This window comes from Frankia umida, assembly GCF_023242945.1.
Classification (GTDB): domain Bacteria; phylum Actinomycetota; class Actinomycetes; order Frankiales; family Frankiaceae; genus Frankia; species Frankia umida.
Genome location: NZ_JALKFT010000005.1, coordinates 134889 through 149322, shown reverse-complemented (window position 1 = coordinate 149322; position 14434 = coordinate 134889). Strand labels below are relative to the sequence as shown.

General features: G+C 73.6%; 8 protein-coding genes. All 8 read right to left on the bottom strand.

The window, feature by feature from the left end:
* Nucleotides 1–1671: a (2,3-dihydroxybenzoyl)adenylate synthase gene (locus MXD59_RS07210; RefSeq protein ID WP_248823988.1), complete on the bottom strand. Its 1671-nt coding sequence runs from the start codon at nucleotides 1669–1671 to the stop codon at nucleotides 1–3.
* Complete coding sequence (locus MXD59_RS07205; RefSeq protein WP_248823987.1) at nucleotides 1668–6863, bottom strand: salicylate synthase; 5196 nt, start codon at nucleotides 6861–6863, stop codon at nucleotides 1668–1670. Before MXD59_RS07205 ends, MXD59_RS07210 begins: the two co-directional genes overlap by 4 nt.
* Nucleotides 6860–7180 (bottom strand): MbtH family protein, encoded by a 321-nt coding sequence (locus MXD59_RS26320; protein ID WP_283096488.1) that lies wholly within the window; start codon nucleotides 7178–7180, stop codon nucleotides 6860–6862. The genes MXD59_RS07205 and MXD59_RS26320 overlap by 4 nt, the downstream gene beginning before the upstream one ends.
* Before the next feature lie 133 nt (nucleotides 7181–7313).
* Nucleotides 7314–9038 carry an ABC transporter ATP-binding protein gene (locus tag MXD59_RS07195; protein WP_248823986.1) on the bottom strand — a complete coding sequence of 575 codons (1725 nt, stop codon included), beginning with the start codon at nucleotides 9036–9038 and terminating at the stop codon, nucleotides 7314–7316.
* Entirely contained in the window at nucleotides 9031–10761 is a 1731-nt protein-coding gene (locus MXD59_RS07190; RefSeq protein WP_248823985.1) for an ABC transporter ATP-binding protein, read from the bottom strand. Before MXD59_RS07190 ends, MXD59_RS07195 begins: the two co-directional genes overlap by 8 nt.
* Nucleotides 10762–10862: 101 nt before the next feature.
* On the bottom strand, nucleotides 10863–11804 hold the full coding sequence (locus tag MXD59_RS07185) for an ABC transporter ATP-binding protein (RefSeq protein WP_248823984.1): 942 nt from the start codon (nucleotides 11802–11804) through the stop codon (nucleotides 10863–10865).
* 58 nt (nucleotides 11805–11862) lie between these two features.
* On the bottom strand, nucleotides 11863–12951 hold the full coding sequence (locus tag MXD59_RS07180; RefSeq protein WP_248823983.1) for a FecCD family ABC transporter permease: 1089 nt from the start codon (nucleotides 12949–12951) through the stop codon (nucleotides 11863–11865).
* Entirely contained in the window at nucleotides 12948–14099 is a 1152-nt protein-coding gene (locus MXD59_RS07175; RefSeq protein WP_308301663.1) for an iron chelate uptake ABC transporter family permease subunit, read from the bottom strand. The genes MXD59_RS07180 and MXD59_RS07175 overlap by 4 nt, the downstream gene beginning before the upstream one ends.
* Nucleotides 14100–14434: the final 335 nt, after the last annotated feature.

Here is a 14434-nt window from a genome sequence, read left to right as displayed (position 1 = left end):
CTAGTCGAGCCGGCGCCGCAGCTCCCGCTTGTCGATCTTGCCGACGGCGGTCAGGGGCAGGTCGTCCACGATCGTGAGCAGGTCGGGTTGCATGAACCTGGCCAGGCCGCGGTCGCGCAGGTAGACCTTGAGCTCGCGCAGTCGCAGTGACGCGCCGGCGGCGAGCACGATCACGGCCCGCACGGATTCGCCGACCTGTTCGTCGGCGGCCGCGATGACCGCGGCCTGGACGATGGCGGGATGGGTGAGCAGATGCTCCTCGAGTTCGGTGGCGGAGACGTTCTCCCCACCCCGGTTGATCACATCCTTGATGCGTCCCTCGACGACGAGGTGGCCCTCGGCGGTGCGCCGCACCAGGTCGCCGGTGCGGTAGAAGCCGTCCGGGGTGAACGCGGTCGCGTTGTGCTCGGCCGCCCGGTAGTAGCCGCGGATGGTGTAGGGCCCGCGGGTCCACAGTTCACCGGTCGTCCCCGGGGGGACGTCCACTCCGTGCTCGTCGACGACCCGGATCTCGTCGGCGTCGTCGAGCGGGCGGCCCTGCGTGGTGCAGGCGATCTCGTCGCCGTCGTCCGGCCGGGTGTAGTTGAGCAGGCCCTCGGCCATCCCGAACACCTGTTGGACGCTGGCGCCGAGCACCGGTCGGATCTGCCGGGCGAGCTCGGCGTCCAGCTTCGCGCCACCGACCTGCAACAACCGCAGGCTGGTCGTGTCCGGACCTTCCCAGCCGGCGGCCAGCACCCAGATCCGGGCCAGTGTCGGGACGACCGCGGTGACCGTCACCCCTTCGCGGGCGATGAGCCCGAAGGCGATCTCCGGACTCGGAGCGGGGGCCAACACCACCTTCGCACCCACACCGAACGCGCCCAGCAGGCCCGGGCAGGCCAGCGGGAAGTTGTGCGCGGCCGGCAACGCGACCAGGTAGACGTCGTCGGCGGTCAGCCCGCACACCCGGGCGCTGGCCGCCGCGTTGAAGGCGTAGTCCCAGTGGGTGCGCGGGATGAGCTTCGGTTTGCCGGTCGTGCCACCCGAGATGAGCAGCACCGCGACCCCCGCCGGGTCGATCGGTTCGGCGCTGGTCACGGGCCTGTCGGCCCGGGCCGCGGCGCCGGCGGCGGCGACGGTGGCGAGCCCGGTGAACCGGCCGGCGTCCCCGGCCACCAGCACCTGGCGCACCGACGGGACCGCCGCCACGATCTCCTCGGCGAGCACCCGATGGTCGAACCCCTCGTGCGCGTCCGGGATCGCGTACGCCACCGCACCGGAGAGCCGGGCGAGATGTTCGATCTCGACCCGGCGGTGCGCGGGCAGGGTCAGCACCGGAATCACACCGAGGCGCAGCGACGCGAACAGCAGCGTCACGAACTCGATCCGGTTCGGCAGGTGCACGACCACCCGGTCGCCCGCGATCAGACCCAGTTCCGTCAGGCCCGCGGCCAGGTCGTCGACGGCCTCGTCCAGCTCCCGGTAGGTCAGCCGGACGGGCTCCTCGAACGACCCGCCGACCAGCGCGGTCCCGGTGGCGTACCGGACGGCCCAGTCGCGCAGCCGGTCCGCGAGCGGCCCGCCCTGCCAGTGCCCGTCCGCCTGGTAACGCCGCGCGAACTCCGCCGGCCACGGGACGAACCCGTCGACCGTCCGATGCGCGTCGGTGAGCGCCGCCGGATGGCTCATGCCGCGTCTCCCACCGGGTCGGCCTCGTCCCCGAGGCGCAGCTCGATCTCGTCGTCGGACAGGCTGGCGATCTCCCAGGCGATGGACGCGACCCGGTCGAGTCGTCCCGGGGTTCGTTCGGCCGTGCGCATCGCGGCCGCGAGCCCGGCCACCGTCGGCGTGCCGAACAGCATCCGCACCGACACCTCGGAGGTGTCGAGTTCGTCGCGCAGCCGGGTGACGACCGAGGTGGCCAGCACCGAGTCCCCGCCGACGGTGAAGAACTCGTCGGTGACACCGCAGGTGTCGCCGAGCAGGTCCTGCCAGACCAGCAGGATCACGCGCTCCAGGTCGCTGCTCGGCGCGGTCACCGGGCGCGCCCCGTCGGCCGCTGACCCGAGCAGTGCGGCGGCGGCCGTACGGTCGATCTTGCCGTTGGCGCTCAGTGGCAGCGCCGGGACGACCACGATCCGGTCCGGCACCATGTGCGGCGGCAGCAGCCCACCCACCTGCCCCCGCAGCCAGACCTCGACCGGCTCGTCCTGCGCCCCGCCCGCCGCATCCGGTGTATCCGAGAAGCGCGGGTCGAGGACGACCGCCGCGCCCAGGGAGGCCGTCGACCGGGCGCCCGGGGCAGCGGACCCGCTGGTCCCGCTGGTCCCGCCGGTGATGGCGGCGACGGCGGCGTGCACGCCTGGAACGGCGGCCAGGGCGCTTTCGACCTCGCCGAGCTCCACCCGGAACCCGCGGATCTTCACCTGGTGGTCGCGGCGGCCAAGGAACTCCACCGTGCCGTCGGGCAGGTAGCGGGCCAGGTCGCCGGTGCGGTACCAGCGGGAACCGTCGTGGGTGAGGAAACGGTCGGCGGTGCGTTCGGGATCGCCGCGGTAGCCGGCGGCGACGCCGTCCCCGCCGATCCACAGTTCGCCGGTGACCTGGTCGGGGCAGTCCCGGCCGAGCGGGTCGACCACGCGCAGCCGCACGTTGCGCAGCGGCGTGCCGTAGGGCACCGAGCTCCACTGCTCGGGCACCGGCACACCCCCGATGACCTCGCAGACGGTCGAGTGGATGGCCGTCTCGGTCGTCCCGCCGAGCCCGAGGAACCTGGCGTGCGGGGCGAGGGCGGCGAGGCGTCCGGGCAGGTCGACGCCGACCCGGTCCCCGCCCAGCAGCACCGCCCGCAGACCGCCGACCGCGGACGACGGCCCGCCACCAGCCGCCGCGGTCGCCGCGGTCGCCGCGGTCGCGGTCGCCGTTGTCAGGAGCAGGTCGAGGACGGCCGGCACGCAGTTGAGGATCGTGACGCCGTGCGCGGCCACCAGCTCGACCCAGCGGGTCGCCTCCCGGCGCGCCGCCTCGTCGACGAGGACGACCGCGCCGCCCGCGCCCAGCGGCGCGAACAGGTCGAACACCGACAGGTCGAAGTCGAGGGCGGAGACGGCGAGCGTCCGGTCGTCCGCCCCGATGCCGAGGCGTTCGACCAGGTCGTCGATGGTGTTCATGGCCGCCCGGTGCGACACCTCGACACCCTTGGGCTCGCCGGTGGAGCCGGAGGTGAACAGCACGTACGCCGGCTCGTCCAACCGGGTCTGGTCCTGCGACGCGGCGAGCACAAGCCGCTCGGTGCCGCCGGCCGCGTCCACCGTCGGCCCGACCAGATCGGTCAGGGTCACACTGGTCACGCCGGTGGGCCAGACCGAACCGTCCGCCCGGTCGGCGGTGGTGATCGCCACGGTGAGTCCGGCGGTGGCCACGATCCGGGCGATCCGCGCCGACGGCTGCTCCACGCCGATGGGCACGTAGGTCCCACCCGCCGCGAGCACGCCAAGCACGGCGACGACCTGCGCGGACCCCTTGGGCAGGCTGACGCCCACCAGGTCACCCGGACGGACACCCCGGGCGACCAGTCCCCCGGCCACCGCCCGGGCCCGCGCGGCGAGCTGCCCGTACGTCAGCGCCTCGCCCGCCGCGACCGGCCCGTCCGCCGTGGTGGTGGTGGTGGTGGCAGCCGGCGAGCCCAGCAGGGCGGGGGCGTCAGGTGTCCGGGCGGCGTGGGCGAAGAAGCCCTCGTGCAGCAGCCGGGTCGAACGTGGCCCGGCGACGGCACCGACCCGGGCGCGCACCGCCCGCGTCGTGTCGTCGAGCAGCACGTCGACCGGCAGATCCCAGGCGAGCTCGCGTACCAGCCGTTCGAAGGCGGCGAACATGGCGTCGACGACACCGGGGGCGAACGCGTCCTCGCGGACATCCCAGTTGATCAGCAGGCCGCCGTCCACCTCGGTGACCTGCGCGTCCAACAGAACCTGCGGACCCTGCGAGATGATCCACTCGGGACGCCCGAACGCTGTGCGCACCGCCGGGTCGAACAGTTCACCGAGGCCGAGGGCGCTGGTGAACACGATCGGGGCGAGCAGCCGCTCGCCGCGGGCCCGGCCGGCGTCGCGTAGCACCTCCACCCCGGAGTAGGCGGCGTGGGCGGCGTCGGCGTGCAGCCGGGACTGGATGCGCCGCGCCCGCTCGACGAACGGCACCCGGGCGGTCAGGTCGACCTCGAGCAGCACCGAGCTGGTGAAGTCGCCGACCACCCGGTCGATGTCCGGATGCACCTGCTCACGGTCGAACAGCGGCACGTTGAGCACGAACCGGCTCTGGGCGCTCCAACCGCCGATGACCTCGGCGAACACGGTCGCCACCGCCACCGCCGGGGTGACTCCGCGCCGGTGCGCCGATCGGCCGAGCTCCTCGCGGGCCGCCCGCGCCAGCCAGACGTGCCGGCGGGTCACCCGGGTCGGAATGTCGTCGCCGGACGCGACCGCGCTCGAGGCCAGCGGCAGTTCCGGCGCCCCTGGCAGGCTCGGCAGCCGGTCCTGCCAGGCCTGGCGGGCCTGCTCGGCCGCCAGCCGGCGGGCCGTCGCCCGCTGCTCGCGGTACTCGCGGTAGGTGTAGCCCGGTGCCGGCGCCACCGCCCCACCGGAGGTGGTGTCCTCGGGGTGGGCGTAGAGCTGGGCCAGGTCGGCGAGCAGGACGCGGTAGCTCACCGCGTCGGCGGCGACCATGTCCACGTCGAGGTGCAGTCGGGTGGCCCCGTCGGGCAGCAGGCTCAGCGCGGTGGAGAACACCTCGCCGTGCTCGATGTCGAGCATCTGGTGCGACAGTGCGTCACGCACCGTGTCAAGCCGGGCCCGCGCGCTGGCCTGGTCGAGGGCGCGCAGGTCGTGGATGGTGAGCCCACGCCAGCCCGACTCCGACGCGACCCGCTGGGCACCGTTGTCGGTGATCCTCGTCCGCAGCGCCTCGTGCCGCGTCACCAACCGGCGGATCGCCGCGGCGAGACGGTCGGGGTCGACGTCACGGCCGTCGAACTCGGTGTAGAGGTGGGCCGCGACACCGCCGAGGGGCTGGCCGCGGTCCCGGCCGACCCAGTAGGCGTGCTGCATGAGCGCCAGCGGGAACTCGCCGTCGACCGCGCTGTCACCCTCGCCACCGGCGCCGGCGCCGGCGCCGTCCTCGTCCGACGTACCGGCGGACGTGGCGCTGGCCGCGGACACGGCGGAAGCCACGGGTGCGTCGGGGTCGGCGGGAGCGGTGCCGCCACGGGTGGCCTTCGACCGGGCCGCCGCGGCCCGGTTACCCAGGATCTTGGACCAGCCGTCGAGGGTGGGATTCTCGGCCAGCTCACCGAAAGTGACCGCCAGGCCGTCGCGGCGCCAGGCACCGACCGCCTGGATCAGCGCGATGGACTCCAGGCCCAGCTCGAACAGGTTGTCCTCGTCGCCGACGTTGGCCGGCTCCTCGTCGATCAGGTCGGCGATGAGGCGACGCAGGTCCTCACGGTCGGGGCTGGGGCTGGGGTTGGGTGCGGCCACCAGGAAACGGCTGACGCTGCGCAGCTTCTCGCGGGTCTCCTCGAGCTCACGCTCTGGCCGGGACGCGTCGACGATGCCGGCGCCGGCCCGCAGCCAGGTCCGTCCGTCCTGCTGGTAGGCCGAACGCAGCACGAGCGCGGCGTCGAGCGAACCGTCCGCGTCGACGCTGAGCACCGCGCCGCTGTACACCCCGCGCGGCTGCGACTCGTAGCGCCGGATCGCGGCGAGGGCGTCGGCCTTCGGGATACCCGAGGCGGTGATCGACGGGAAGACGGCGGCCATCGCGTCCCAGGCGTCGTGCCCGGGGGTGAGCTGGCCGCTGACCCGGGAGGCCAGGTGCTGCACGCTGCCGCGGTCGAGCACCGACATGAACTCGTCGACGACCAGCGACCCCGGCCGGCACAGCGGACGCAGCTCCTCCTGCGCGGCCTGCACCGACACGGCGTGCTCGTAGATCTCCTTCGGGTCGGCCAGCAGCGCCGCACGGCGCGCCCGGTCGGCGGCACCGTCATCGGCGGCCCCACCGTCACGTGCCGTGGTGCCGGCCAGCGGCTGGGTGGAGACCCGCCCGTTCGCCGCGACCTCGACGACCGTCTCCGGGCTGAACCCACCGACCCGCAGACCACCGAGGTCCAGCAGGAACGACCGGGCCGGGGTGTTACCGCGCCGGCCCCGCTCATAGGTGGCGATCAGATCCACCGGCCCGTCCACCGGAACCACCCGGGACATGATCATCTTACGTAGCCGGCCGGCCTGGATGTCGGCGACGGCCTGCGCGACGTTCGCCTCGTACCGCGCCGCACCATGTTCAAGATCCGCGAACGCCGACCCGTCCTCCTCCGCGGCCATCGTCGTCCCCGCGGTGGTGGCGCCCTCGGCCGCGACGGCGGCCAGCTGGCGGGCGAGCTCGTCCAGTTCCGCGCGGTCGACCGCGCGCAGCAGGGCGCCGGCCGCCGTCAGCCGCACCTCCCGGGCCGGGACGACCAGATGCACCAGCGGCTCACCCGACACCGGGCCGGGCAGTCCCGCCAGCCGTGGGCCGAGCTCGAAGCCCACCACCCCGTAGGCGCGCCACCCGGCGAACGGCAGGTCGGCCAGCACTCGGGCCAGCGCCCGCAGCGGGTCGTCGCCCACCGGCTCGCCCCGCCAGGTGCTGCCGGTGCGGTAACGGATCTCGTCCCAGTAGACGATGATCTCGCTCAGGACACCGGTGCCGATGCTCCACTCGCCCTCGCGCTCGTAGACGGTGAAGGGCGCCTCGGCGGCACGCACCAGACCCACCGCGGCGGCGAGTGGGTCGAGACCGAGCGCGAGGGCGCGCTCGTGGTAGGCCCGGGGCGCGGTCATCGGGTCGCGCCGGAACCCGCGCCGTCAGGCTGCCGCTGCGCGTCGGCGTCGGCGTCGGCCGCAGCGGGCTCGTCGGTCACGTCGGCGCCGGCCGCGGCCTCCTGATCCGCCGCCATCCGGGCGATGAGGCTCGCCGGGCGCAGATCCGTCCAGTGGGTCTCGACGTAGTCGAGGCAGGACGCCCGATCGGTCGCACCGTGCACGATGCGCCAGCCGGCCGGAACCGGCACGAACGTCGGCCACAGCGAGTGCTGCTCCTCGACGTTCACAAGGACGTAGAAGCTGCCGTTCTCGTCATCGAACGGGTTCGTCGACATGCGGATCCCGGCTCCTTGGGTTTCGGCTCACAACGATGAGACAATCGTTCAGGTAAGCTTTACTTAAGTTACGGGCATGAGTCCAGCCCTTTGAGAAGAAAATTCCAACGCGACACCCACAGGGAATGCCGTGCTAACTCAGACGACCGGCTTCCACTCGGACAGTGCGCGGAAGCCGTTCGATCGTTGTCGGACGGTGTGCGATGACAAGCAGCGTGCGTCCGGGACGTAGCCGTTCGACGGCGTCCTCCAGCCGCTGGGCCGCCTGTGGATCGAGGTCGGCGGTCGCCTCGTCGAGCACCAGCACCGGCGGGTCGACCAGAGCCGCCCGCAGCAGCCCGACGATCTGGCGTTCCCCCGCGGACAACCGCTCGCCACGGGCGCCGAGGTCCGCGTCCAGCCCGCCGTCGAGCCCGTCGACCCAGTCGGTGAGGCCGAGTCGCGCGACGGCGTCACGCATCGCGTCCCGGTCCGGCGTGCCCGGGGTCAGGGCCAGGTTCTCGGCCAGCGTGCCGCTGATCAGATGCACCTGCTGTGGGACGAGCACAATGCGCGCCCGAACCTCGGCCGGATGCACCGTACGCAGGTCGACTCCGCCGAACCGGACCACACCGGAATCCGGTTCGTAGAGTCCGGTGAGCAGCTTGGCCAACGTGGTCTTGCCCGAGCCGGTGACGCCGATCAGCCCCGCCCGGTCGCCCGGTGGAAACGCCACCGACACATCCCGTACGACGTCGGTGTCCCCGTAGGCGAACGTGAGCCCCTCGGCCGCCAGCTCCCCGCGCTCCGGCAGCCCACCACCCACGACGACGGTGGCGTCCGCGGTGGTGCTGGCGTCCAGCGTGGTCGCTGGCGGCGGTGCGCCCACGGGTGGCAGGACGGTGAGCAGGTCCACCAGGCGGGCGAGGCCGACCCGGGCCTGCTGCGCCTGGCCGGCGAGCCCGGACAGGGCCAGCAGGTTCTCGAACAGGTTGCGGGTGGCGACGACGAACACGACGACCGTGCCGACCCCGAGATGACCCCCCCGCACCAGCCAGACCCCGAGCAGCAGCAGCGCCGCCGTGGCCAGGCCCTCGAGCGCGGCGAACAGCTCCAGACGGCACTGCGTGTCGATGGCCCGCTCGTTCGCCGCGCGCAGCTCGTCGTTGTCCCCGCGGAAGCGGCGCACCCATTCGTCCGGACGGCCCGGCGCCACCAGCGCCTCGTGCGCGGTGAGGGTCTCGGTGAAGGTCGCCGTCATCGTCGCGTCCGAGGCGGCCTGTCGGCCGAACGTGCCCGCGGCGCCGGCGTTGAACCAGAGCAGCACCCCGGCCGCCAGCGGCAGGAACAGCGCGACGAGCAGCAGTGTCAGCAGCCACGAGTAGACCAGCAGCAGGCCGATCGTCAGGATGACGGTGAGCGTGATGCCGATCAGGTTCGGTAGCTGGTCGCGCAGGAACAGCGTCAGGTCGGCGATCTCACCGGTGGAGCGGCGCAGCAGGTCACCGGTGCGATGGGCCTCGAGGAAGCGCAGCGGCGCGGCGGCGAGCCGTTCGACGACCAGATCCCGCAGCCCCCGGATGGTCCGCTCGCCGGCCCGCGAGAGCAGCACCTCGGACTGCCGCAGCAGCAGCATCCGGGCCACCACCACGGCGACCAGCACGACGACCGCCCACCACAGCCGGGACCGGTCGCGGTCGGTGACCGCGTCCACACCCCAGCCGATCACCGGTGCGATCGCGACCACCGCGGCGGTGCTGGCGAGACTGGCCAGCACCGCGCCGGACACGATCACCCGGTGCGGCCGCAGGTACGGCCAGAAACGTCGGAACACCCTTTTGGTCGAGGGTTCGGCCGCCAGCTCACGCAGCTCAGCCATGACCACCACCCACCGGGACGCGCGTGTCGGCGCCGCCGGCCGCCTCGGGCTCACCGGCCCGGGTCTCGGTCCCGGGGTGGACGGGAGCGCCGTCCGGGCCCAGGTACAGGACGCGGTCGGCGGCGGCCAGCACGGACGGACGATGCGAGATGACGATCAGGGCGGCCCGCGGGGCCCAGGCCCGCAGCCGGCGCAGGATGGTGGCCTCGGTGTCGGCGTCCACCGCGGCGGTGACGTCGTCGAGGATCAGCACGTCCGGTCGGCCGAGCAGGCCACGGGCCAGCGCCAGGCGTTGGCCCTGACCACCGGAGACCGTCGCGCCGCGTTCACCGAGGGAGGTGTCGTAGCCCTCGGGCAGGCTCGCCACGAAGCCGTCGACCGCGGCGACCTCGGTCGCCCCGCGCATCGCCGCCAGGTCGAACTCCCGGCCCACCCGCAGGTTGTCGGCCACGGTGCCGGCGAGGATCAGGGGCCGCTGCGGGACCAGCCCGATCCGGGCGGACAGCTCCACCCGGGCGACCCGGCGCAGGTCCACCCCGCCGAGGCTGACCGTGCCGGTCTCGGGGTCCTCCAGCCGGCACAGCACCCGGGCCAGCGTCGTCTTGCCGCTGCCGGTCGGGCCGGTGACCGCGACGAACTCGCCGGGGCCGACCCGCAGGTCGAGCGGGCCCAGCACGCGGCGGCCGTCGCGCACCGCGGTGATGGCCTCGGCCACCAGCGCACCCTCGGCCGGTGGCACCTCGCCACCCGTCGGGTCGTCGGCGCTGACCGCGGTGTCGAGCACCTCGGCGATCCGGGTGGCGGCGACCCGGGCCTGCCCGCGTGAGGACAGCAGGTCCACCGCGATCGTCACGGCCAGCGTCAGTGTGGTCATCCAGGAGGTGAAGGCGACCAGACCGCCGATGGTGAGGTCGCCGTGCAGCGCGGCGGTGCCCCCGATACCCAGGCCCGCCGCGATCGCGAGCCGCGGCACCGCCGGCGGAACGGACGTCCACGCCGCCGAGATCCGCGCGGCGACCATCGTGTGCTCGGTGAGGGCGGCGCTGCGCTCGTGGTGGCGGCGCACCAGTTGGGCCTCCCCGCCGATGCCCCGCACGGCGGCGCTGGCCGTCAGCAGGTCGTCGACGGCGTCGGCACGGGCCCCGAACGACTCGGACAGCCGGTCGTTGGCCACGTCGAACCGGGCGGGAAAGTAGGCGTTGGCCAGCGCCACCAGCGGGATCGTCACGATCCCGACGACCAGCAGCAGCGGATCGAGCAGGGCGAACGCGGGCAGCACCACCACGATCGTCACCGCGATCCGAATCCAGATCGACAGGCTCTGCACCCACAGCCGGATCAGGTCGACGTCCCGGGTGGCGCGCATCGCCAGGTCACCGCGGCCGTAGCGGGCCAGCGCCGGCCGGTCGAAGGCGGCCACCCGCTCGACGATCGAGGCCCGCAGCCCATGCGCGACGCGCGCCGCGGCCCGCCCCGACCAGCGCAGCCCGCCGATCCCGCCGAGGGTGAAGGCGACGGCGACCAGAGCCGTGGGAATCGCCCACCGCACGGTCTCGTCCACCGAGCCCGGCGTGATCCCACGGTCCAGCGCCCGCTGCACACACCAGGGCAACGCGAGCATGGCGCCCTGTTGGACGACCGTGGCCAGGGCGCCGAGGGTGAGCTCGCGCCGCTGACGCCGCAGCCGCTCACGCAGCAGCCGTCTGCCCGTCGAGCTGTTCACAACCCAGCACCATCCGTCCTGCCTGCGGCTTACCCGGCTCCCTGCGCCCGCGGTCGCATTCCGGAATTTAGGTACAGGTAACCTAAGTCCCTGGCTGCGCGTCAACCGTTGTGACCGCCCGAGCCCGCCGTCGCCCCTACGCCCACCCCGACCACGGCATCGTCGCCGTCCGTCACCGGCTCGGTCGAGGTGCTCGTGGCGTCCGCCGTCGTGTCGGGGGTCTCGTCCACGCTCGCCGGTGCGACCCGCACGACCTGGCCGGCCCGGGAGCGCAGCGGGATGACCAGCGGCGTCTCGGATTCCGGGTCGGTGATGACCCGGCAGGCGAGACCGAACACCTCCTCGACGAGCTCGGCGGTCACGATCTCGTTCGGCGGGCCCTGGGCGACGATCCGCCCGTCACGCATCGCCACCAGATGCCCCGCGTAGCGGCTGGCCTGGTTGAGGTCGTGCAGCACCGCCACCAGGGTGTGACCGCCGTCGACCAGCAGGTCGGCGCACAGGTCGAGCACCTCGATCTGGTGGGCGATGTCGAGGAAGGTGGTCGGCTCGTCCAGCAGCAGGATCGGCGTCTGCTGGGCGAGCACCATGGCCAGCCACACCCGCTGGCGCTGCCCGCCGGAGAGCTCGTCCACCGCGCGGTCGGCGAGTTCGGTGAGGTGGGTGCGCGCCATGACGGCGGCGACGACCTCCTCGTCCTCACGTGACCACTGCCGCAGCAGCCGCTGGTGCGGGTAGCGGCCGCGGGCGACCAGGTCGGCGACGGTGATGCCGGCCGGCGCCGTCGCCGACTGGGCGAGCAGCCCAAGCCGGCGGGCGACCTCCTTCGTCGGATAGGACGAGATCAGTTCGCCGTCGAGATGGACGGCCCCCGCCTTCGGCCGCAACAGTCGGACCAGCGCGCGCAGCAGCGTCGACTTGCCGCAGGCGTTCGGCCCGACGATGACGGTGAACTCCCCGTCCGGGATCTCGATGTCCAGCCCGCTGGCCACGACCCGCCGGTCATACGCGAGTGTCAGTTCGTGCGCGCTCAGCCGCGTCATCGGCCGCCCTCTCTCCCACCGTCGGATGCGTTCCGCCCTGCCCGTGCCGCCTGTGCTGTCATCCGGGTCGCCGTTGCCGGACGAGCAGGACGGCCAGATAGGCGCCGCCGACCACGGCGGTCGCCACCCCCACCGGCAGCTGGGTGGGGGCGAACAGCCGCTGCGCCGCCAGATCGCTGACGGCGACCAGGGCCGCGCCGGCCAGCGCGGTCGCCACCAACGGCGGCGCCGACGCCCCGCACAGCCAGCGGGCCAACGGCGGCGCGGTCAGCGCGACGAAACCGATCGGCCCGGCGGCGGCGGTCGCGACCGCCGCCAGCGCCGCCCCGACCGCGATCAGCGCCGCCCGGCTCCGGCCGACCCCCACCCCCAGGGCCTGCGCGGTGTCGTCACCGAGTTCCAGGTAGGCAAGCCTGCGCCCCAGCCACAGCGCGAGTGGCACCAGGACGACCAGCGCCGCCGCGAGTGGACGGACCTGCTCCCAGCCGCGGCTGTTCAGACTGCCGATCAGCCAGATCTGGGTGTTGACCGCGTCGGCCAGCTCGGCCCTGGTGATCAGATACGAGTTGACCGACGACAGCAACGCACCGGCCGCGATCCCGATCAGCACCAGCCGCGGCCCGGCGACACCCCGCCGATGCGCCAGCAGGTAGACCAGCGCCCCGGTGATCACCCCGCCGACGACCGCGCCGAACGTCGCCTGCCCCGCCGTGCCATGCAGCACCAGCAGAACCACGATCGCCCCGGTGGCGGAGCCGGTGGTGAACCCGAGGATGTCCGGGCTGCCGAGCAGGTTGCCCGACACGCTCTGGAAGATCGACCCGCTCAGGGCGAGCCCCGCCCCGACCAGCAGACCGGTGAGCAGCCGCGGCAGCCGCAGCGAGTTGACCACGAAGTCGTTGCCACCGCTGCCGTGCCCCGCCAGGGTGCGCACGACATCGGCGAACGGGATCGGGTAGTCACCCGTTGTCAGCGCGGCCACCCCGGCGACCAGCACGGCCACCGTGAACGCCGCGCTGATGGTGATCGACCGCGGGGAGATCCGCACCGACACCGCGTCCCCCCCGAACCGCCGAACCCGGACGACCCGACCAGCCCCCACCACCGGCCCGGCCACCCGCGGGTTGGTCACCCGCGCGGAGTTCATGCGCGTGCCAGCCGGGCGCGGCGGCACAGCGCGATGAACACCGGGGCGCCGAGGAAGGCCGTGACCACACCGACCCGCAGCTCACCCGGCGCGACGACAAGTCGGCCGATCAGGTCGGCGCCGAGCAGCAGCACCGCGGCGAGCACGGCGCAGTACGGCAGCACCCAACGCTGGTCGGTCCCCACGATCGCCCGGGCGATATGCGGGACGGCGAGGCCGACAAAGGCGATCGGCCCGGCGGCGGCGGTGGCCGCCCCGCACAGCAGCACCACCGCGAGCGCACCGAGCAGCCGGGCCCGGTTCAGGTGGACGCCGAGGCCGCGGGCGGCCTGTTCGCCAAGCGCGAGCGCGTTCAGGGAGCGGGCCTGGCTGGCCGCCAGCAGCAGACCGACGACGATGAACGGCCAGATCGTCGACAGCGCCGGCGCGCCCGGTGCGGCCAGCGACCCGACATCCCAGAAGCGAAACCGGTCGAACGCGGTCGGGTCGAGGATCAGGATCGCGTTGACCACCGCGCCGAGCAGCGCCACCGCCGCCGCCCCGGCCACCACCAGGTTCGCCGGCGTGTCCGCCCCGCGCCCGGCCGTGCCGATCGCGAACACCGCGACCGAGGTGAGCGCCGCCCCGACGAACGCGAACCAGACGTAGCCCGCCGTGCTCGTCACCCCGAGCGCCGAGATGCCCAGCGCGACCGCGGCCGAGGCGCCCATGCTGATCCCGAGCAGCCCCGGTTCGGCCAGGTCGTTGCGGGTCAGCGCCTGGGTGACCGCCCCGGACACCCCCAGCGCCGCGCCGACCGCGAGCCCGAGCAGCGTGCGGGGAACCCGCAGGTCGTGCACGATCACGGCCGCCTTCGACCCGTCGTTGTGCCACAGAACCCGCCAGACCTCGGTGAACGGCACCCGGTTGGCCCCCAGCCACAGGCTGAGCAGACACACCACCGCCAGCACCACCAGTGCCGCTACCAGCCCACCAACCCGCCGCCGCACCGCCGCCGCACCCGTGATCGTCGGCCTCGGGGGCCGGATCGGGGGCGTCGCTGTCGGGGTCGTCGTTGTCAGGGGTGTCGCCGCCGTCGCGTGGTCGTGCACGTGGACGGCGCCGGCCAGGGTCGCCCCGGCCGGACCGTTGTGCGCGACAGTTCGCACCGACGTGCCTCACAATCCACCCGGTGGGTAAAGATAGGTTAACTTGCCAGCCAGGGACGGTATCCGTGCTCCGGCCGTTGCGTCCAGAGGGTCGCCGGCGTCATCCGAGTCACGGCCGGCACCCCAGTCCCCGTCAGCCCCTGCGCCCCGGCTGCCAGCACCGCCCGTGCCGCACACCCGCGCGCCCCTCCCCACAGGTAGCGGACAGCCCGCTCACAGACACCGTCGACAGCCAGGCCCGGTGGCGTGACCAGGGCCTCAACCAGGGCAGCGACCCTCCCGATTCCCTTGACATGCCACGAGCCCACCCCGAAGATGGACAAGATAAGGTAAGG

Bases quoted from the DNA above. Each gene is read 5' to 3' on its own strand.
- MXD59_RS07210 (WP_248823988.1), bottom strand. From the start codon at position 1,671: ATGAGCCATCCGGCGGCGCTCACCGACGCGCATCGGACGGTCGACGGG.
- MXD59_RS07205 (WP_248823987.1), bottom strand. From the start codon at position 6,863: ATGACCGCGCCCCGGGCCTACCACGAGCGCGCCCTCGCGCTCGGTCTC.
- MXD59_RS07195 (WP_248823986.1), bottom strand. From the start codon at position 9,038: ATGGCTGAGCTGCGTGAGCTGGCGGCCGAACCCTCGACCAAAAGGGTG.
- MXD59_RS26320 (WP_283096488.1), bottom strand. From the start codon at position 7,180: ATGTCGACGAACCCGTTCGATGACGAGAACGGCAGCTTCTACGTCCTT.
- MXD59_RS07180 (WP_248823983.1), bottom strand. From the start codon at position 12,951: ATGAACTCCGCGCGGGTGACCAACCCGCGGGTGGCCGGGCCGGTGGTG.
- MXD59_RS07185 (WP_248823984.1), bottom strand. From the start codon at position 11,804: ATGACGCGGCTGAGCGCGCACGAACTGACACTCGCGTATGACCGGCGG.